Origin of the sequence: Haemophilus haemolyticus (assembly GCF_003490595.1) — a bacterium.
GTDB lineage: Bacteria > Pseudomonadota > Gammaproteobacteria > Enterobacterales > Pasteurellaceae > Haemophilus > Haemophilus haemolyticus_L.
Window position 1 is genome coordinate 230,634 of sequence record NZ_QQGY01000001.1, and the last position, 19,667, is coordinate 250,300.

Annotated in this window: 23 protein-coding genes and 1 pseudogene; 15 read left to right on the forward strand and 9 right to left on the reverse strand. The window is 37.3% G+C overall.

Features of this window, described 5'->3' with window-relative positions; all coding sequences use genetic code 11:
* Nucleotides 1–88: 88 nt before the first annotated feature.
* Entirely contained in the window at nt 89–1,075 is a 987-nt protein-coding gene (gene zipA / locus DV415_RS01220; RefSeq protein WP_065249929.1) for a cell division protein ZipA, read from the reverse strand.
* Nucleotides 1,076–1,227: 152 nt separating this feature from the next.
* Here zipA and cysZ point away from each other — a divergent pair, with 152 nt between their 5' ends.
* Entirely contained in the window at nt 1,228–2,046 is an 819-nt protein-coding gene (gene cysZ, locus DV415_RS01225; protein WP_118790529.1) for a sulfate transporter CysZ, read from the forward strand.
* A 99-nt stretch (nt 2,047–2,145) separates the two neighbouring features.
* Nucleotides 2,146–3,096 (forward strand): cysteine synthase A, encoded by a 951-nt coding sequence (gene cysK, locus DV415_RS01230; RefSeq protein ID WP_118790530.1) that lies wholly within the window; start codon nt 2,146–2,148, stop codon nt 3,094–3,096.
* 141 nt (nt 3,097–3,237) lie between these two features.
* On the opposite strand, the gene DV415_RS01235 is transcribed toward cysK, so the two are convergent.
* The 5 genes from DV415_RS01235 to DV415_RS01255 all read right to left on the reverse strand — a co-directional run bounded on the left by DV415_RS01235 (nt 3,238) and on the right by DV415_RS01255 (nt 7,807).
* On the reverse strand, nt 3,238–3,894 hold the full coding sequence (locus DV415_RS01235; protein WP_118790531.1) for a HEPN domain-containing protein: 657 nt from the start codon (nt 3,892–3,894) through the stop codon (nt 3,238–3,240).
* A 100-nt stretch (nt 3,895–3,994) separates the two neighbouring features.
* Nucleotides 3,995–4,258, reverse strand: coding sequence for a YkgJ family cysteine cluster protein (locus tag DV415_RS01240; RefSeq protein WP_230598267.1), 264 nt, complete (start codon nt 4,256–4,258; stop codon nt 3,995–3,997).
* Nucleotides 4,239–5,732 carry a hypothetical protein gene (locus DV415_RS01245; RefSeq protein WP_118790532.1) on the reverse strand — a complete coding sequence of 498 codons (1,494 nt, stop codon included), beginning with the start codon at nt 5,730–5,732 and terminating at the stop codon, nt 4,239–4,241. The genes DV415_RS01240 and DV415_RS01245 overlap by 20 nt, the downstream gene beginning before the upstream one ends.
* 50 nt (nt 5,733–5,782) lie before the next feature.
* On the reverse strand, nt 5,783–6,877 hold the full coding sequence (locus DV415_RS01250) for a hypothetical protein (protein ID WP_118790533.1): 1,095 nt from the start codon (nt 6,875–6,877) through the stop codon (nt 5,783–5,785).
* Nucleotides 6,878–6,913: 36 nt separating this feature from the next.
* Complete coding sequence (locus DV415_RS01255; RefSeq protein ID WP_118790534.1) at nt 6,914–7,807, reverse strand: helix-turn-helix transcriptional regulator; 894 nt, start codon at nt 7,805–7,807, stop codon at nt 6,914–6,916.
* A gap of 154 nt (nt 7,808–7,961) precedes the next feature.
* Here DV415_RS01255 and DV415_RS01260 point away from each other — a divergent pair, with 154 nt between their 5' ends.
* Nucleotides 7,962–8,342, forward strand: a complete 381-nt coding sequence (locus DV415_RS01260; RefSeq protein ID WP_118790535.1) for a helix-turn-helix domain-containing protein — start codon at nt 7,962–7,964, stop codon at nt 8,340–8,342.
* 135 nt (nt 8,343–8,477) lie between these two features.
* Here the strand turns inward: DV415_RS01260 and sodA are convergent, their stop codons facing one another.
* Nucleotides 8,478–9,125, reverse strand: a complete 648-nt coding sequence (gene sodA, locus DV415_RS01265; RefSeq protein WP_118781787.1) for a superoxide dismutase [Mn] — start codon at nt 9,123–9,125, stop codon at nt 8,478–8,480.
* A 261-nt stretch (nt 9,126–9,386) separates the two neighbouring features.
* On the opposite strand from sodA, the gene ccmA reads away from it, so the two are divergent.
* From ccmA to DV415_RS01320, 11 genes are all read left to right on the forward strand, one after another.
* A complete protein-coding gene (ccmA, locus tag DV415_RS01270; RefSeq protein WP_118781788.1) occupies nt 9,387–10,025 on the forward strand; it encodes a cytochrome c biogenesis heme-transporting ATPase CcmA in 639 nt (212 codons plus the stop codon).
* A gap of 4 nt (nt 10,026–10,029) precedes the next feature.
* Nucleotides 10,030–10,695, forward strand: a complete 666-nt coding sequence (ccmB, locus tag DV415_RS01275) for a heme exporter protein CcmB (RefSeq protein ID WP_005637214.1) — start codon at nt 10,030–10,032, stop codon at nt 10,693–10,695.
* Nucleotides 10,696–10,755: 60 nt separating this feature from the next.
* Nucleotides 10,756–11,496, forward strand: a complete 741-nt coding sequence (locus DV415_RS01280) for a heme ABC transporter permease (RefSeq protein ID WP_005634316.1) — start codon at nt 10,756–10,758, stop codon at nt 11,494–11,496.
* A 41-nt stretch (nt 11,497–11,537) separates the two neighbouring features.
* Nucleotides 11,538–11,741: a heme exporter protein CcmD gene (ccmD, locus tag DV415_RS01285; RefSeq protein ID WP_005634314.1), complete on the forward strand. Its 204-nt coding sequence runs from the start codon at nt 11,538–11,540 to the stop codon at nt 11,739–11,741.
* The gene (gene ccmE / locus DV415_RS01290; RefSeq protein WP_118790536.1) at nt 11,738–12,259 is read left to right on the forward strand and encodes a cytochrome c maturation protein CcmE; all 522 of its coding nucleotides are present in this window, start codon (nt 11,738–11,740) and stop codon (nt 12,257–12,259) included. The genes ccmD and ccmE overlap by 4 nt, the downstream gene beginning before the upstream one ends.
* Nucleotides 12,256–14,202, forward strand: a complete 1,947-nt coding sequence (locus DV415_RS01295) for a heme lyase CcmF/NrfE family subunit (protein WP_118790537.1) — start codon at nt 12,256–12,258, stop codon at nt 14,200–14,202. The genes ccmE and DV415_RS01295 overlap by 4 nt, the downstream gene beginning before the upstream one ends.
* 140 nt (nt 14,203–14,342) lie before the next feature.
* On the forward strand, nt 14,343–14,888 hold the full coding sequence (locus DV415_RS01300; protein WP_005631165.1) for a DsbE family thiol:disulfide interchange protein: 546 nt from the start codon (nt 14,343–14,345) through the stop codon (nt 14,886–14,888).
* Nucleotides 14,888–15,349 (forward strand): cytochrome c-type biogenesis protein, encoded by a 462-nt coding sequence (locus DV415_RS01305; protein WP_065249940.1) that lies wholly within the window; start codon nt 14,888–14,890, stop codon nt 15,347–15,349. The genes DV415_RS01300 and DV415_RS01305 overlap by 1 nt, the downstream gene beginning before the upstream one ends.
* Nucleotides 15,350–16,267, forward strand: coding sequence for a c-type cytochrome biogenesis protein CcmI (ccmI, locus tag DV415_RS01310; RefSeq protein ID WP_118790538.1), 918 nt, complete (start codon nt 15,350–15,352; stop codon nt 16,265–16,267).
* A gap of 107 nt (nt 16,268–16,374) precedes the next feature.
* Entirely contained in the window at nt 16,375–16,905 is a 531-nt protein-coding gene (locus DV415_RS01315; protein WP_118788662.1) for a DUF8095 domain-containing protein, read from the forward strand.
* A gap of 1 nt (nt 16,906) precedes the next feature.
* Nucleotides 16,907–17,215 carry a membrane lipoprotein lipid attachment site-containing protein gene (locus DV415_RS01320; protein ID WP_118790539.1) on the forward strand — a complete coding sequence of 103 codons (309 nt, stop codon included), beginning with the start codon at nt 16,907–16,909 and terminating at the stop codon, nt 17,213–17,215.
* A 58-nt stretch (nt 17,216–17,273) separates the two neighbouring features.
* On the opposite strand, the pseudogene DV415_RS10285 reads toward DV415_RS01320, so the two are convergent.
* A pseudogene (locus DV415_RS10285) lies at nt 17,274–17,527 on the reverse strand (IS3 family transposase); the annotation flags it as partial.
* 482 nt (nt 17,528–18,009) lie between these two features.
* Nucleotides 18,010–18,768 carry a uridine phosphorylase gene (gene udp, locus DV415_RS01330; RefSeq protein WP_005635080.1) on the reverse strand — a complete coding sequence of 253 codons (759 nt, stop codon included), beginning with the start codon at nt 18,766–18,768 and terminating at the stop codon, nt 18,010–18,012.
* Nucleotides 18,769–19,005: 237 nt separating this feature from the next.
* On the opposite strand from udp, the gene DV415_RS01335 reads away from it, so the two are divergent.
* Nucleotides 19,006–19,662 carry an MOSC domain-containing protein gene (locus DV415_RS01335; protein ID WP_118790540.1) on the forward strand — a complete coding sequence of 219 codons (657 nt, stop codon included), beginning with the start codon at nt 19,006–19,008 and terminating at the stop codon, nt 19,660–19,662.
* The last annotated feature ends 5 nt before the right edge of the window (nt 19,663–19,667 follow it).

The window sequence follows — 19,667 nt, forward strand, 5'->3', positions numbered from 1 at the left end:
CGCACTTTTTGCTTGTTTAGAGTGAAAATAGACAGGCATAAAGCCTGTCTCAATAAAGATAAAAGTGCGGTAAATTTAAGATATGAATTTACACGCGAGCAAGATATGTTTGCTCTGCATTTTCATCAAAGATTTCTTGTTCTTCAGTAAGCACGATGCCTTGTAAATCTTCGGCTAATGTATGTGCTGCGCGGATCATCATTCGTAAATTAGCGAGATTATTACCTGGTGATGGCAGTTGCATAAAGAATACAATTCCCATCGTGCTAAAATCCACTAAGTTATAAGCATCGAATGTTCCTGGTTGCTCTAAATTTGCCACGCTAAAGAGAACTGGACTTGCCACACTTAAATCTAAGTGGCGGTGATACATTTCATCCTCACCCAAGATAAAGCCTAAGTTTTCAAGTGCTTGTACTAATTTCGCACCATTGAATTGGTCACTAGATTTTGGAATAAGATAAAGTTGAATATAACCACTTGTTTGTTTAGGTTTAGCTGTCTTTTCTGATTTTGGTTCATTAAAAGATACGTTGTAGTCCACTTGACGTTCTTCGTGAGCTAATTCTGCAAGTTGCGCTCTTAATTCTGGTGATGACGAATTAATTCCATCGAAACTAGCATTTTGGCTTTGTTCTTCAATTTGTTCCAATGTCATATTCGCAACGCTATTTGATGTAGGCATATCATATTGTGGTTGAGTCGGCTTTAACGGCTCAGAACGATGATTTCCCATATCATAAACAGGTTGAACATTTGGAATTGAAATCTTAATGTCATCGACACTTTTTTCACTTTGTCTATAATCAACAGGTTCTTGAGCCACTGCAGCATTAGGCATGACTTGATGACGAATTGGTGCATTTGCTTGCACTGTAGTTGCACGAGACAAATTAGCATTTGTTGGTTGCGTATCTTCTTGCGTATGGGATCTTTGCACATGAGAAGTGCGGTCAAATTTATTGGCTTTATCAAAATATTTTGATTTCTCACGACGATTTGACCATAATCCGTGCACGATTAAGGCAACAAGTGCCAAAATGCCCACAATAATCAAAATTGTATTTAAATCCATCTTTATTCCTTACGCGTGCTAGTCCTGCGAGAATACTATTAATGGCGCTAATCCTACCATATTTCAGTAGGTGAAAAAATACTTCAATGCGTGGAATTTTAAGGGAAAAGAGCGGTCTGTTTTAGGCGTATTTTTATTGAAAGGAAAGAAAAATGTTGAATCCCAATGAATTAAAATCTGGCTTCCATTATTTTGTAATGGGCTGGCATTACATCACACAAAAAGGTTTGCGTCGGTTTGTTATTATTCCAATTTTGCTCAATACCGTTTTGCTTTGTGGTTTATTTTGGCTTTTTATTAGCCAAATCACGAGTGCGATTGATTGGGTAATGAATTTTATTCCAGACTGGCTTAGTTTTCTCAGTGTAATTTTACTGACACTTTCGATTTTAACGATTTTATTGCTATTTTATTTTACCTTCACCACACTTTCTGGCTTTATTGCCGCACCTTTTAATGGCTTGCTAGCGGAAAAAGTAGAAAAAATGCTGACAGGTGAAAATATTAATGATGATAGTCTTGTGGATGTAATGAAAGATGTGCCTCGTATGCTTGCTCGAGAGTGGCAAAAATTACGTTACAGCCTGCCTAAAATTATCGCCTTGTTTTTACTAAGTTTTATTCCTTTGGTTGGGCAAACCATCGTGCCTGTACTTACTTTCTTGTTCACTTGTTGGATGATGGCAATTCAATATTGTGATTATCCTTTTGATAATCATAAAGTCTCTTTTGATATCATGAAAAATGTGCTTGGCAATCAACGAACTCAAAGTTTAACTTTTGGTGGATTAGTAACTTGTTGCACATTTGTGCCTGTGATTAATTTATTAATTATGCCTGTTGCAGTATGTGGTGCGACCGTAATGTGGGTGGAAAATTATCGTAATGGCTTACGTTTTAATATGAATAACCATTCTTCATCTCAAACGGGGCTTGAAGTTCGTTCACAAAATACAGGGATTGTTAAATAGCTTGCGGTTATAAAATAGATCAAATAACTATTTTTTTAATCAAAAGTGCGGTGCTATAAATAAACCAACATTAACGAAGTCCAACGAAAGGGAAATATTATGACAATTTATGCAGACAATTCTTATTCTATCGGAAATACGCCACTTGTGCGTTTAAAACATTTTGGTCATAACGGCAATGTGGTCGTGAAAATTGAAGGTCGTAACCCAAGCTACAGCGTAAAATGCCGCATTGGGGCGAATATGGTGTGGCAAGCAGAAAAAGATGGCACGCTCACAAAAGGGAAAGAAATTGTAGATGCAACGAGTGGTAATACCGGTATTGCTTTGGCCTATGTCGCAGCCGCTAGAGGTTATAAAATCACGCTCACTATGCCAGAAATAATGAGTCTAGAAAGAAAACGTTTATTGCGCGGATTGGGTGTTAATTTAGTGCTTACCGAAGGCGCAAAAGGAATGAAAGGCGCGATTGCGAAAGCAGAAGAAATTGTTGCTTCTGATCCAAACCGCTATGTCATGCTCAAACAATTTGAAAATCCAGCTAACCCACAAATTCATCGAGAAACAACAGGCCCTGAAATTTGGAAAGATACGGATGGTAAAGTCGATGTTGTGGTTGCAGGTGTAGGAACAGGCGGAACGATTACGGGTATTTCTCGCGCGATTAAATTAGATTTTGGTAAACAAATCACTTCTGTTGCCGTTGAACCAGTGGAGTCTCCTGTCATTACTCAAACTTTAGCGGGCGAAGAAGCAAAACCAGGCCCACACAAAATTCAAGGAATCGGTGCAGGTTTTATTCCAAAAAATTTAGATTTATCTATTATTGATCGCGTAGAAACTGTTGATAGTGATACTGCACTTGCCACAGCTCGTCGCTTAATGGCGGAAGAAGGTATTCTTGCAGGTATTTCATCTGGTGCAGCTGTCGCGGCTGCAGATCGCCTAGCTAAATTACCAGAATTTGCTGATAAACTCATTGTTGTTATTTTGCCTTCAGCTTCAGAGCGCTATTTAAGCACTGCTCTGTTTGAAGGGGTTGAGGGATAAATAAAAAAGAATAAAGTGCGGTGAATTTTCACCGCACTTTTACCTAGACCAAAGGAGTTCAATCTGAATGACATCAGATTGGTGAGAATTATAGAGAACTAGATTGCAAGGTTGATTCGCAAATTACATTAAGAAATAAATTTATTTTACAACAGGATAAAAAGGTTTTCCCCAACTTGGCTCAGAATCATTACGCAACATAATTTTTACCATTGCAGGTACGAATAATGATAGTAATGCACAGGCTTCCTCTAGCTGTTTGCGGTTGGTACTACTTTCATAAGTAGCTCCGCCATGTATAAGCTGATTTCTCAATGTGTATAAATGCCCAAATACCACTTTCAATACTTCTGCTGTTTTCTGTTCTTCAAAAGCAAAATGGGCTTTTTTCTTCGCTGCAGAAAACATTGCTTTCCATTCTTTCCCTGCTAATAGACCATTATGAGCATCCCAAAATGGTTGGAATGTATAAGGCGTATCTAGTAGCGCTTTCACTGTACCAGGAAATTCATCCCAAATAATTCCATAAAGTAGATGTTCAGAATCCAATTCACAAAGGCGAATAATAAATTGATGAAATACCTTACGTTCAATTTCTTCTTTACTTAACTCATCAGCATAAGCTGCATTGAAGGCAATCCAAAGTGCGATAAATTTGAAGTCTAAGTTATCCTCTTCATTGGCTTTTTTTAACCAGCTTAATGTGCGATGCATTTTTAGGCGAAAGTTATCGTTAAAGGTATCACGATTTTCTTTGTAGTAATCGTTTAAATTTTCTAATTGTTCTGCAAGTAACATAATAGGCTCGAATATAATCAATATTGAGCCATTATGGTATAGATTTGTATTATTGTAAATTTCAGAAGAAAACGACCTATTAGGTCGGTTTTATAGTGTTTTATAATTTCTGACAAATTTCTAAATTAAGTTTAACAAATTCATCCCATTCATAAATTTCTTTTAAATAGGTTTGATAATACTGCTCAACCTGACAAACAAGTGGTCTATTTTCATAGATTAAACATAATTTAGTACATTCATCAAAATGGCGACAAGTACCATCGCCACGATCTAAAAAAGCAGTTTCTTCACTTTTACCTACGTTTTGACAACATTTCCCACAAGCGGTACAAGGAAAGGATTTAGTAATAGTCGTCATCATCACCATCTAATGCTGCAAACTCTTCAAAAGATAACCCACTGCCTTTAATGTTATACATCTCTCCAATTTTTCTAACTGATTCTGCAACTTTAAGGTAATCATTGCTTTTAGATGCCATTTCTATTGAGTTCATCAACGAGTCTAATTCTTTTCTTCGTTCAAGAAAGAACTTAGTCATTTTTCTATTATGCTCAATTAAGAATGTATCAACTATATTTCTGACATCATTAACATACAAATCAAATTCTTTTGCTCGTAGTTTATAACGTTGAATTTCTATATCATTTCGCAAAATAGAACATAAATGTATTAGCCCTAAATAAGAAAAACGCATCCATGCCACAAAATTCATTCGACTAAAAAACTCAACCCAATTTGCTGCAAATCCACTACGAATAAAAGCATCACCGGCATCAACCAAACATAATGTTCCTTGTCCCACTAATAGCATTTTACGTAAACGGGCATTTTTATCGAAATTTAAGAATTGTAAACAATCTTTCCATTCTCGATTATATTGATAACGATGGCGAAGAATACAGAAAATACGGATAAATAACTCAACTAATAAGACAGGAATACTTTGTACTGCACCAAACCGTAAGTCATAACCTCTTTCAAATACCTTAACGGCAATATCTGCAAAGTGCTTTTTCTCACCATTATAATCAAAGCTACCTACATTTAATGTTTGTAATAATTCATAAAATGGAATAGGAATACCACTGCCACGCCCACTTGCTCCCGAAGAGCCAGCAATATCAGACATTAAATGCCCAATCCAGTTGGTAAATCCACAGAACAATTTACTTACAAAGTTTGAACCTTGTAACTGACTTTCTGCAGTAACGGTAATTAACTGACCATTATCAATAAAAGTTGCCGTTCCTCTGAATTGATCTAATAAAGAGAAAATCAATCCTAATGGACTAGGCGAATGGGCTAATGATTTTAAATGATGGTTACTTGCTGACATCGACATAAAATCATTTACTAAACTTCCATGCTGATGATCATAATTAACTTTGAAATTTCTTTCCAAAAATCCAATCGCACTTTTAGTCGGATCAGAGTTACCTTTTGGACCATTCCAACCATTTAATTTTGCAAATCTTTCTACTAATGAATTAGTCGCATTATCCGACATTTTCAGCCATTTAGAATCAGTTGGTGAGCCTACACAAAAAGAATCAATAAGCCCAGCAATCACGCCCGCCGATGTTGCAAAGATATAATCCCATTTATCACACTCGTTATTAATTTTTAGATCTGCTTCAATTTGAGCTAAACGCTGATTAAGCTCTTTCTCTCTTTGGGAAATTTTATCTAAGGTAACGTTGTGAGCTAACAATATCTCATTAAATGAAGAGTATTGTTCTTTTTTGATAATATCTTCTAATCGACTTAAATCTTTATTTTCATCTTTAAGTAAATTAGCTAATGGAATTTTGTTAAATTGTGATAAATTAGTCATTTTTACTCCAATAGGCACAATAGGTATATCTATTGTGCCTAATAAATATACTAAGATACTGCTATATATTGCATATTTCTAGCTTGACTAAGAGCCTTGCGTTTTGATGTTGGTAATACATCATCACCAGAGTCGTTCATCGTTGGTTCATAAACGAAACCATTTAGCACATAGCGACATTCATAGTTAGCATAAACAATTTCTCTATCATCATTAGATAAATCTTTGAAGCGAACATCATGGGAAGCAATATGCTGTAATGCAACTAATAATTTATCTGCCCAGATTTCATCTACTTTTTTGAAAGTAGAATTACATTCTCTGGTATATTTAGCAATCGCATTTAATTTACTTACGACAACTTTTAATTTTTCCGCAGCTGCTTCTACTTTCTTCCAGTTTTCATAGGCTTCTTCTTTTTTCTCTGCGGCTTTAGAAGCAAAGATTGAACCACCAATCGCAAGTAAAGGGCCAGCGACTAAACCTCCCATTACTGCCATTCCGCCAGCCATACCCAAGCCTCCAGAAGCTAAAGAACCACCACCAAGCCACGCTAATGTAGCATTAGTTGCAGCCGCACCAGATAAGCCACTAATTGCAGTACCTGTAGATGCTGTTGCTAATGCTCCCACTCCTAAATATGCACCACCACTCGCGGCTAAACCAGCTAAAGAACCTGTTACAGCAGACGTTAAAGCATTTGTCATTTTCTCCATGTCAACACGTTCAGCTTTAATTTTCTTTTCAGCATCTTTAACGCTCATATTTTGATCTATAAGATGAAGTTTTTTAAGAATTTGGATTTCTTCTTCCTTAGTAATCACAATACGTCCTAATTTTTCAGCTGTATTTCGACCAATAGCTAATTGAGAACCTTTGCGTTCACCACCAGGATAACAAATTAAAGAATCAAACAAATTGATATGTTCAATTCCTAATTTTTTAGTTTTCCCATAGTTTTCTAAGCTAGATTGGGTATCTGATTTTTGATTTTCTAGCTTATCATTAGCCTCTTCAGCCTCTTGCTTAGCCCAACGCTGATAACGCTCTGCATCATCTAAATCATTCTTCGCATCTACGCCTTTTTTAACGCCAAATGCCCCTGCTGCAATAGCAGCTCCCGCAATAATAAATGGTAAAGCCATAATTTTCTCCTATATAGGTTAGTGTTAATAAAATCATTAATTAATTTTAGATAGGTATAATTTTAATTTCTCATTCATCCTTTCTTGCAAATCATTCGGGCTGACGATAGTTAAAAATGGAATCCAATATTGCACCAATGGAATAATTTCTAACTCGTGAATATTTTTGCAAGAGAGCAGAAGCTCGCCATTTTCTAATTTTCGGATAGTTTCTTGGTTCGGTAGCAAATTACGTCGAGTGAAATAATGGGCAACGGAAGCATCTACTTTGATTACAACTTCACTAATTTGATTGCCGTGTGAAATGCTGTCACTTTTTTGAATTTCTGAGAGAAATTGTTCATCAGGTTTGAATGTTTTATCTGTTATTTTTAAAAAATAGATTTGAGTGAAACAAAAGGTTTTTTGTTTTCCATTTTCAAGGCCAATGAGATACCAAACCCCATTTTTATTTAACAATACATAGGGCTCAATTTCACGATTTGAGGCATTTTGAGTGCCTAGTTTTTGATAGGTAAATTGCACCACGCAATGTTTTTCAATAGCATTTTGAAGTAGTTTAAATTCTTGTTGGCGATGCTGAATTGCTTCGTAATGTAATCCCTTAACAGCAATACTTTCATTTAAACTATGTTGAAAAAATTCACGATCTATTTTAGGGAAAAGATCTTGCACACTAGCGAAATGGGCAAATCGTTCAATATCTTCCTTAGTGAACACACCGAGTTGGGCGCGGTTTAAACGATAAAAGCGCGGTCCATTTTGTTCCCAATTTAAGAAAACAAGACGTTCATTTAGATCTTTTTGTAAGGTGCGAATGCCGATAGAAAAGCGTTCTGCTAGTTCATTAATATCAATTTGCCCTGTGGTATTCAATTCCACCAAAATAGAAGCTAAACGTTCCGCTAGTTTTTCGTGTTTGTTCGACATAGTTATTCTCTTGATTTCAATATATGTGCGTATTTTATGTAAAGTATTTGCACGGTTGATTCGGGCGAGAAAAATATTTTGTATAAAATCTCGCTTATTGTAAGAATTTAACTCTTTATTGCAAGATTTTAATTCTCTTTTTATTGGGTGGTGAATGTCTATACTCGTTCCATTCAAAAAATGGAATAAAGAAAATGGCGTGAAAGATAAAGTTGAGATAAATAAACAAGTGGGAGCTTCTATTGCAAAATATCGGAAAGCCTCAGGTTTATCACAGGCAAAAGTGGCAGAAATTTTGGGATTAAGCAATGATGCTATTTCTAGAATGGAGCGCGGTAAGATTGGATTAAATGTAGAGCGTTTATGTGAATTTGCAACACTGTTTCAATGCCGTGTGTCCGATTTGATCACAGATAGTAGTTTGCAACCATCGGATCAAATTTATCAACTTGATCGATTATTAAATCAATTAGATGATATGGAAAGAAGAAAATTAATTTTATTGATTGAACAAATGATCGAATGGAAAAATTAGCTACAGAAAATTAGGTTTGATTATCCTGTTGATAACATTCTAACTTTTGCGGCTAGTCGTTTTCACCGCACTTTTCTATATTGAGTACAGGGAAAGAAGAAAAGCCTAGCGTTTGCTAGGCTTCTTCAATATTGATTATTTTGCGCAGTTGCAGTGTGCTGTTTTTTGTTCAAAACGTTCTGCGACGAAATCCCAGTTTACCACGTTCCAGAATTCTTTAATGTAGTCTGGACGGCGGTTTTGGAATTTTAAGTAGTAAGCGTGTTCCCAAACGTCTAAACCTAAAAGTGGGAAACCTTCACAACCTGCTACTTCTTTACCCATTAATGGGTTATCTTGGTTTGCTGTTGATACCACGGCTAATTTACCTTCAGTAGTTAATACTAACCATGCCCAACCTGAACCGAAACGAGTTGCAGCTGCTTTTTCAAATTCTGCTTTAAATGCATCTACAGAACCGAAATCACGTTCGATAGCATCTTTTAATGCACCCTGTAAGGTGGTGCCTTTTTTCAAACCTTTCCAGAATAAGCTGTGGTTTGCATGACCGCCTGCGTTATTGCGTAATATGCCACGTTTTTCTGCAGGAATTTTGTCAAGGTTAGAAACTAATTGACCTGGGCACATTTCCACTAATTCAGCCGGTAAACCTTCTAATGCAGCATTTGCATTATTTACATAAGCTTGGTGGTGTTTGCTGTGGTGGATTTCCATTGTTTGCGCATCGAAATGTGGTTCTAATGCATCATAGGCGTAGCCTAATTCAGGTAGAGTGTAAGCCATAATTTATTCCTTCTATGTAAAAACAAATTTCGTTGGGGGTTTTGGTCTATAACCAAAAGTGGGCAAATAGTAGCAAAAATTTTGATTTAGATCATTAAATGTTTTTCCTTTTGCATTAATAGACGAATTTATTAAACCTTGTTTTAAATCAACAAACCTATCAATCTACTACTAAAGAGTTATTTGTTTTAGGGGCTAAAATCTCGTCAAATATTTCTCTTGTGATAGAATACCGCCACTTTTTATTTTCCCTTTGCAATTATGTTTGAACCACACAAGTTATCTCTGCAAAATTTATCCTGCCAACGTGGTGAGCGCGTACTTTTTCGTGCTTTGACTTGCGATTTTAATAGCGGTGATTTTGTGCAAATTGAAGGGCATAATGGTATAGGTAAAACCAGTTTATTGCGTATTCTTGCGGGTTTAGCCCAACCTTTAGAAGGCGAAGTGCGGTGGGATTCTGAAGCAATTTCTAAACAACGTGAACAGTATCATCAAAATTTGCTTTATTTAGGTCATCTTTCTGGCGTTAAACCAGAATTAACCGCGTGGGAAAATTTGCAGTTTTATCAACGAATTAGTCAAGCGGAACAAAATACTGAGATTTTGTGGGATTTGCTTGAGAAGGTAGGGTTGTTAGGTCGTGAAGATTTGCCCGCCGCACAACTTTCTGCAGGGCAACAAAAACGTATTGCATTAGGTCGCTTATGGCTGTCTCAAGCGCCCTTATGGATTTTAGATGAGCCCTTTACTGCGATTGATAAAAAAGGCGTGGAAATTTTAACCGCACTTTTTGATGAGCATGCTCAACGAGGCGGTATAGTGTTGTTGACCAGCCACCAAGAAGTGCCAAGTTCTCATCTGCAAAAATTGAATTTAGTGGCTTATAAAGCGGAATAACTTAATGATTTTTTTAGAGATAATTAAACGAGAACTTCAAATTGCGATGCGCAAAAATGCGGAAATTTTAAATCCGCTATGGTTCTTTTTGCTTGTGATTACTTTGTTTCCGCTTGTTATTGGGCCGGATCCTAAATTACTTTCCCGTATCGCACCGGGTATCGCATGGGTAGCCGCATTACTTTCAGCATTGCTTTCTTTTGAACGTTTGTTTCGTGATGATTTTATTGATGGTTCTCTTGAACAATTAATGTTAACCGCCCAGCCTTTGCCGATGACGGCGCTGGCTAAAGTTGTTGCACATTGGTTGCTCACCGGTTTACCACTTATTTTGCTATCACCTATTGCCGCTTTGTTGCTTTCTCTTGAGGTCAATATTTGGTGGGCACTGGTTTTGACATTGTTACTGGGCACTCCTGTATTGAGTTGTATTGGTGCTATTGGCGTGGCTTTAACGGTGGGATTGCGAAAAGGGGGCGTGTTGTTGAGTTTGCTTGTTGTTCCGTTGTTTATTCCTGTTTTAATTTTTGCGTCATCAGTATTAGAGGCTGCAGGATTAAATGTGCCTTATGGGGGACAACTGGCGATTTTAGGTGCCATGATGGTTGGTGCTGTAACGCTTTCGCCTTTTGCCATCGCAGCGGCATTGCGAATTAGTTTAGATAATTAATTTTATTCCACCGTATAAAAGTGCGGTGGTTTTTCTCTTTAATTTTTAAGGATCTTTTTTATGTGGAAGTGGCTACATCCTTATGCAAAACCCGAAACTCAATATCGTATCTGCGGTAAATTGAGTCCGTTATTTGCATTTTTAACGCTTATTTTACTCGGAGTTGGCATTGTATGGGGCTTAGCATTCGCCCCAGCAGATTATCAACAAGGTAATAGTTTCCGAATTATGTACGTGCATGTACCGACAGCGATTTGGTCAATGGGTGTGTACGGTTCAATGGCGATTGCGGCAGTGGTTGCCCTTGTGTGGCAAATTAAGCAAGCTCATCTCGCAATGATTGCAATGGCGCCAATTGGTGCATTGTTTACTTTTTTATCGCTTGTGACTGGCGCCATTTGGGGTAAACCAATGTGGGGCACCTGGTGGGTGTGGGATGCTCGCTTAACTGCAGAATTGATTTTATTCTTTCTTTATCTTGGTATCTTAGCGCTTTATTCTGCTTTTTCAGATCGTAACGTAGGGGCAAAAGCGGCTGGGATTTTATGTATTACAACGGTCGTGATTTTACCGATTATTCATTTTTCTGTTGAATGGTGGAACACGTTACATCAAGGTGCGAGTATCACTAAACTGGAAAAACCATCCATTGCAATTCCAATGTTGGTTCCATTAATTTTGTGTATCTTCGGTTTTTTAACCTTGTATATTTGGCTTACCTTAGTTCGTTATCGCGTGGAATTATTGAAAGAAGATGCGAAACGTCCTTGGGTTAAAGCATTAGCTCAAACACTGAAATAAAGTGCGGTTAGTTTTTAGCGATTTTTTATAAGGAATATTTTATGTTTTTCCAAACTTGGAGTGATTTTTTTAATATGGGTGGCTACGGTTTTTACGTATGGTTATCCTATGCAGTAAGTTTAGTGGCAGTGATTGCCTTAATTGTTCAAAGTGTAAAACAACGCAAGACAGTGTTACAAAATGTATTGCGTGAGCAACAACGCGAAGAACGTTTACAACAAGCCAATAAGGGGAACACACTATGAATCCAAGACGTAAATCCAGATTTAAATTAGTCATTTTTATTGTGCTCGGCATTGCTATTGCAAGTGGATTGATGCTGTATGCATTACGTCAAAATATCGACTTGTTTTATACGCCATCTGAAGTGATTCAAGGTAAGGATAATAACCCGAATCAAAAACCTGAAGTGGGGCAGCGTATTCGCGTTGGCGGTATGGTGGTTGAAGGCACGGTAGTGCGTGATCCAAAAAGCTTAAAAGTGCGGTTTGATTTAAATGATATTGGCCCTGCGATCACTGTTGAATATGAAGGCATTTTGCCAGATCTTTTCCGTGAAGGACAGGGTATTGTGGCTCAAGGGGTATTAACTCAGCCAACCGTTTTAACCGCAACAGAAGTATTGGCTAAACATGATGAAAATTATGTGCCACCAGAATTAGGTGAAAAAATGCAAAAAGTGCATAAACCAATGGGGATTGGTGATGCAGATTTAAAAGGCGAAAGCACACGTGATCGTCAAGAAAAAGAAGGCGCAAAATGATTGCTGAATTAGGAAATTATGCGCTGGCTTTAAGTTTAGCCGTATCGCTTATGTTGGCGATTTTCCCTTTGTGGGGGGCAGAAAAGGGCAATGCACAATTAATGGCATTAGCTCGCCCAATGACTTATGGTTTATTTGCAAGTTTAAGCATCGCTTTTGCTGCGTTATTTTATTTATTCGCAGTAAATGATTTTAGTGTGCAGTATGTGGTGAATAACTCTAATACGGCTTTACCTATTTATTATCGTTTGTCTGCCGTATGGGGTTCTCATGAAGGTTCTTTATTGCTGTGGATTTGGCTACTGGCCGTTTGGTCATCTGCCGTTGCTTTATTGAGTAAACATTTACCTCAAGAAGCGGTTGCTCGCGTGCTTGGTATTATGGGGATTATTAGCGTCGGTTTTGTGTTGTTCGTCTTGTTCACCTCAAATCCTTTTACGCGTACTTTCCCTGATTTCCCAGTGGACGGAAAAGAGCTCAATCCAATGTTGCAAGATGTGGGCTTGATTTTTCACCCTCCATTACTTTATATGGGCTATGTTGGTTTTTCGGTGGCATTTGCGTTTGCGATAGCATCCTTAATGACGGGAAAATTAGATTCAGCTTGGGCGCGTTGGTCACGTCCTTGGACGCTTGCTGCCTGGGTATTTTTAACTTTAGGTATCGTACTCGGTTCTTGGTGGGCTTATTATGAGCTTGGCTGGGGCGGCTGGTGGTTCTGGGATCCAGTAGAAAACTCATCGTTTATGCCTTGGCTTGCTGGTACAGCATTGATTCACTCTCTTTCTGTCACAGAAAAACGCGGTTCTTTCAAAGCTTGGACGGTATTACTTGCGATTTTAGCCTTTTCACTTTGTCTGCTCGGCACGTTCTTAGTTCGTTCTGGAATCTTAGTTTCAGTTCACGCATTTGCATCGGATCCAACTCGTGGTTTGTATATTTTGGCTTACCTCGTTGTGGTGATTGGCGGTTCGCTTGCGCTCTATGCGTATAAAGGCAGTCAAATTCGCTCTCGTGATAATGCAGAACGTTATTCACGTGAAAGCATGTTGTTATTAAATAATATCTTATTAATGACCGCACTTTGCGTTGTATTCTTAGGAACGTTGTTACCACTTGTTCACAAACAACTTGGTTTAGGCTCTATTTCCATTGGTGCGCCATTCTTTGATCAAATGTTCTTAATTATTATGACACCATTTGCATTATTGCTTGGTATTGGACCTTTGGTGAAATGGCGTAGAGACCAATTTTCTGCAATTCGTACACCTGTTGTTATCAGCGTATTTGTTATGATGATTGCAGGTTTTGCGTTACCTTACTTCTTGCAAGATAAAATTACCGTGAGTTCGGTGCTTGGCTCAATGATGACCGTGATTATCGCATTACTTGCGCTTTATGAATTGCAACAACGTGCGGCGCATCGTGAATCATTCTTTGTTGGCGTACGCAAACTATCTCGTTCTCATTGGGGAATGATGTTAGCTCACTTAGGCGTAGCAATGACAGTTTGGGGGATCGCGTTTAGCCAAAACTTTAGCGTAGAACGGGATGTTCGAATGAAAGTCGGCGAGAGCGCGCAAATTGGCCGTTACGATTTTAAATTCGCTGGAGTAACGGATGTTAATGGCCCAAATTATATTGGTGGAAAAGCACAAATTGATATTTCGAAAGATGGGCAACCAGAGGCAAGTTTATTCGCGGAAAAACGTTTTTACACAGTAAGTCGTATGTCTATGACGGAAGCCGCTATTGCTGGTGGTTTAACTCGTGATCTTTATGTGGCTCTCGGTGAAAAGATTGATGATAATTCTTGGGCTTTACGCTTATATTACAAGCCGTTTATTCGCTGGATTTGGATTGGCGGCTTGTTTATGGCGTTAGGTGGATTGTTGTGTATGTTCGATCGACGCTATCGGTTTAATGTGTTGTTGAAGAAATAGTTTTATTCTTGCCTTCCCCTGCTTGCGGGGGAAGGTGCCCGAAGGGCGGAAGGGGGATTACGATATCCCCCCTCAGTCACTTCGCGACAGCTCCCCCCATAAATGGGGGGAGCAAAGTTAATGAAAAAGTGCGGTAAAAAATGAAAAAAAAATTACTCGTTCCTCTTATTCTCTTTTTATCGATAACAATTGCCTTTTTAGTGCAATTAAAACGTAATGCGCAAGGTGAAGATATTAAAGCATTAGAGTCAGCTTTGGTTGGAAAGCCTGTGCCAGCAAAAAATTTAACGGAGCTTTTTGAAAATAAAGCTTACACAAATGAATTGTTTCAACAAGGTAAGCCAGTTTTGCTTAATGTGTGGGCGACTTGGTGTCCGACTTGTTATGCCGAACATCAATATTTAAACAAACTTGCTAAAGACGGTGTGCGAATTATCGGTTTAGATTATAAAGATGAATCACCTAAAGCAATGAAGTGGTTAAAAGATCTTGGCAATCCTTATCAAGTTGTTTTAAAAGATGAAAAAGGTTCTTTCGGTTTGGATTTAGGGGTATATGGTGCACCAGAAACTTTCATTGTAGATGGAAAAGGTGTGATTCATTATCGTTATGCCGGTGATGTAAATGAGAAAGTTTGGACTCAGACTTTAAAACCAATTTATGACAAACTTTCGGAGCAACAATAATGAAAAAAACATGGCTATTTTTGACCGCACTTTTGTTTAGCTCAGTGGCGTTTTCATCCATTGATGCATTAAATTTTAGTTCTCCACAGCAAGAGAGTGATTACCATCAATTAACACAATCTTTGCGTTGTCCTCAATGTCAAAATAACAATATTGCGGATTCCAACGCAACTATCGCTGTGGATATGCGTGGCAAAGTATTTGAGCTTTTACAAGAAGGTAAATCGAAAAATGACGTAGTGGATTATATGGTGGCTCGCTACGGCAATTTTGTAACTTACGATCCACCTATGACAGCGAGTACATTAGTGCTATGGATTGCGCCATTATTGCTTGTGTTGTTAGGCGTGGTATTTTTATTAAGACGTAAACCTAAAGCTCAAAGTGCGGTGAAATCCCAAGATGTTTTAACTGATGAAGATAATGCTCGTTTGGCAGAATTATTAAACAAGGATAAATAGATGAATTTTGCATTAATTTTTATATTAACCACTTTAGTTGTGGCGTTAATTTGTTTTTATCCTTTATTACGTCAATTCAAAGCGAAACATGGGCAAAAACGTGATGATTTAAATAAGGCGTTATATTTCTCACGCTTGGAAGAAATTGAGCAAGATAATTCCCAAGGTTTAGTTGAAAATGTTGAGCAACTCAAACAAGAATTACAGAAAACCTTGCTTGATGATGTTCCGAGCAAGGTTCAAGAGAATGTGGATTATTCTGGCAAATCTTATGGAAAAATTTGGTTTGTCTCTGGCGTGTTGGCGCTAGGAATTATCGCAGGTTCTTCTTATTTTATGGTTGGATCTTGGCAAGCAGAGTCTATGTTAGAGCAAACTTATGCGAAATTGCCCTATTTCTTTGATCGAATGAAAGATGAAGATAAAAATCCATTTTCTGATGCAGAAATGCAGCAATTTTCTACCGCACTTCGAATCGATTTGCAGAAAAATCCAACTGATGCAAAAAAATGGTGGATGCTCGGTCAAATTGGGATGAATTTAGGTGATGCGCGTTTGGCATTTGATAGCTATCAAAAGGCTAACAAACTGGAACCAGATAATGTGCAATATAAATTAGGCTATGCTCGCATATTGATGTTTTCTGAAGACGCAACAGATAAGCTTAAAGGTGGCAATTTATTGAGAGAAGTGATTCGTCAAGATCACACTAACATTGAAGCATTAAGTCTGCTCGCATTCCGTTATTTTGAAACGGAAGATTATAAAATGGCGGCAGTGACTTGGGCGATGATGCTACGCTTAATGCCGAAAGATGATGAGCGTGTACCATTAATTGAAAAAAGTATCCGTGCAGCGCGTGATGCGCTAGAAGCTCAAAACGAAGAAAAATCCAAAAGTATAACTCCTGAAAAATAACCTAGTATCACATAAGTCTTTTTGGTATAGTTCAGTAATACTATTAATTGGCAAATAGCTATTTTAATATTAGAAATTACTTTAAAGAACGTTAAGGAGAACTGGAGATGAATTACAAAAATTGTACTTCTTTTTCTTTATTTTGTAGCATGCTGGTTAGTTTGTTTATACCGCATTTATCTATTGCTGAAGATACATCTAGTTCAGTAACTTATGTTGATGAAAAAGATAAGAAAGCCTTTAGCTCTGATATATCAAGTAATGATACTCAGAAATTGGGTCAAAGCATTGAGTTGAAAGTTTATAAAATTGATGAGATGAGTTCATCGGAGAGTGTTTTTGAGTCTCCAGCTGGTATTTGTCAAGGATTTAAAGTTAAAAGAGGTGTGGATTATACAAATTCAACCCACAATTATCTTTCGCCAAATGATAAAAGTGAATATTACGGTAGTGTAACGGGGGCGACGATTTATAATCAAAAAGATCCTCAAAATTTAAGTTATGTGCCAGTTTATTCAATTACAGATAAAGATGTGTCTAAGCGTATTCAATCACAAGAAAATAAAAAACTAAAGGAAAAAGCAGCTAATTATGTATCAGAAGGCAGGGCTGTATTAACTGACGTAATTTGTAAATAGGATGTATTTAATGAGAAAAATAGTTTTTGTAACTTGTGCAATTTTAGGTTTAGCAGCATGTTCATCTCAACCAGAACAAACTGGTGACGGTGTTTATGATATGAAGGCTGTGCAAGAGTATAATGCTCGTGTAACAAGTGGTAATACGGTTACTCAGGCACAGAAAGATAAAGTGGCAAGCCAAGTTGATACTAACTTAAAATTGAATGCGAGTGATAATAAGGTGAAGACTCGAGTGAGAAGTTCGATACCCGTTATTCCTGTAGTCCCAAGTGTCGGGTATCATTATAATTACCATCATTTTAGATAGAAAAACTAAAGCCTTGATAACTCAGCAACCTCCAAAAGGCTGGACTATTAAATCAAGGCTAAGTTATGTGAACCATAGGGCTTAGTTCTCTTAGTTTAAATTGAATACGCTCATGATTGTAATAATGAATGTACTCATGAATCGTTTTTCGAGTTGCTCAAAAGTATCAAATTATTTTCTATCGTAAACCCCGTTTTTACCATCCAAATAAGCTATTTATCACCGTATTATCTAGACAATTTCCTTTTCTTGACATACTTTTCAAATATTATTTTTTAACAGGATTTCTTGATAACTTTTCATTTGATATTGCCCCCTTAGGAAAACTGTAAAATAGGTTTTGCCCCTCAAGCCTTGCTACCATTTTCTACATATTTAAATTCACTTAGACCTATTCCCCACCTTTCATTAGTTCAACTTAGTCAGAATTTGTACGATTTATTGAGTATATGGTCGATGATTTAGTTAAATTCTCACTATCAAAACTCTATGAGTTATTCAGTTTAGAGCAGTTTTAAACTCACTTTAAAACAATTAGTTAAGAGGAATTTAAGTTAGTTATCTAGGATAGCCCGAAATTGTTTAATCCGGTCTCTCAAGATTATGTCAGTAAAATGAAAATATTTCTTTGTGAGAAAACGATTTTTACTGTGTTGAAGATAAAAATCAATCACTTGTTGTTTGACGGATTGGGTATATTTAATCATAAAAAAATCTGCACCTTTAATCAGTTGGGTGTTTCGTCCAACTTTTAGGTGCAGATTACAAGGCTTTATTCTTTCAATTAAAAGACATTAACTTAACAACGCCTGAGCAGCTGCGATCACAACAGACACAGCTTTTTCTTCCGTTTGTTTCATTGTTGCTTCATTTGGAATTTCTTGCTGAGTGCGGTTTACAATCACGCCCGCAACCATCCCTGCACGTAAACCTAATGCACTACACATGGTAAACAATGTTGATGATTCCATTTCGTAGTTCATCACATTCAAATCTTGCCATTGTTTAAGTAGACCTTGGTAATCACGATATACTTTACCACTATAGGTATCATAACGCTCTTGACCTGGATAGAATGTATCAGATGATGCAGTTACGCCTACATAAGGCTCGATACCTTTTGCTTTTGCTGCATTATAAAGTGCGGTTGTACATTCAAAGTTTGCTACAGCTGGATATTCTAATGGTGCGAAATGACGGCTTGCGCCATCTAAGCGAACAGAAGCGGTTGTGATAAGAACATCGCCTACATTAATGTGCGGTTGAATCGCACCCGTTGTGCCAATACGTAAGAAAGTGCGAACACCAAGTTGAGCAAGTTCTTCCACACAAATTGATGTTGATGGCCCACCAATACCTGTAGAACATACCACAACAGGTTGTCCATTAAGATAACCTAACCATGAAGTAAATTCACGCGTGCTAGCAAGAAACTCTGGATTATCAAGTTGTTTCGCAATACGCTCACTGCGGGCAGGATCGCCAGGAACAATAGCTAGTGTTGCCCCTTTTAATTGGGATTTTGTTAGGTTTAGGTGGAATACGTCTGACATAATAAATCTCCTTATTATCATTGAACGTGATGATTTCGCCCTTAGGAAAAATCTTGTTTTAAAGAAAAGAAATAAAACATTTTTAGAAAATTCTGTTTTCTCTTTCAAACATTTTCATTATTTCCTTTTCATTTTTCTGATAACGAATAATAAGTAAAAAAAGAAGTGCGGTCAAAAAGTTAAACGTTTTCGGTTATAATTCCACGTAAATTTTTTCTAGAACAAGCGAAAAATAAAATGAATGCAAAAATTTTAGTTATAAAAGTGGGACAAGTTGAAACCCTAACCTTTTCCGATGGAAGCCAGTATGAAAGCGCGATTCGTAAAAAAGTTGTGCCATCAGTAAAAATTCATTCTCTTGGTGCGGAAGGAAACGATGTTGGTTTGAAAAAACATCATGGTGGTGTAGATAAATCTCTCTTTTTTATGTCGGTCGATTCTTTTAATAAATTAAATGCTTTATTAAATAAAGATTTTTCTTATATGGATACTGCTACATACGGAGAGAATTTTGTCGTGTCAGGCTTGAATGAAGACAATGTCTGCATTGGCGATCGCTATCAAATCGGCTCAACCATTTTAGAAGTATCTCAGCCACGTAAACCTTGTGAGCGTTTATCCAAAAATACGGAAAACGAAGAGACTCGCGATATTGTTTATCAAACCGGGCTCAGTGGCTGGTATGTTCGCGTCATTGAAACGGGAGAAATTAGACAAGGTGATGAATTGAAATTGCTCGCGCGCCCTTATCCGCAAGTAACAATTCGCCATTTAAATCGCTTGTTATCTGCACCCGAAAATGAAGCAGAACTAGAAGCGGCATTAGATATTGAAGTATTAGCTGAAGCCTTTAAACGCTCAATTCGATCGCAAGTATCAAAATTCAAACAATAGGGATA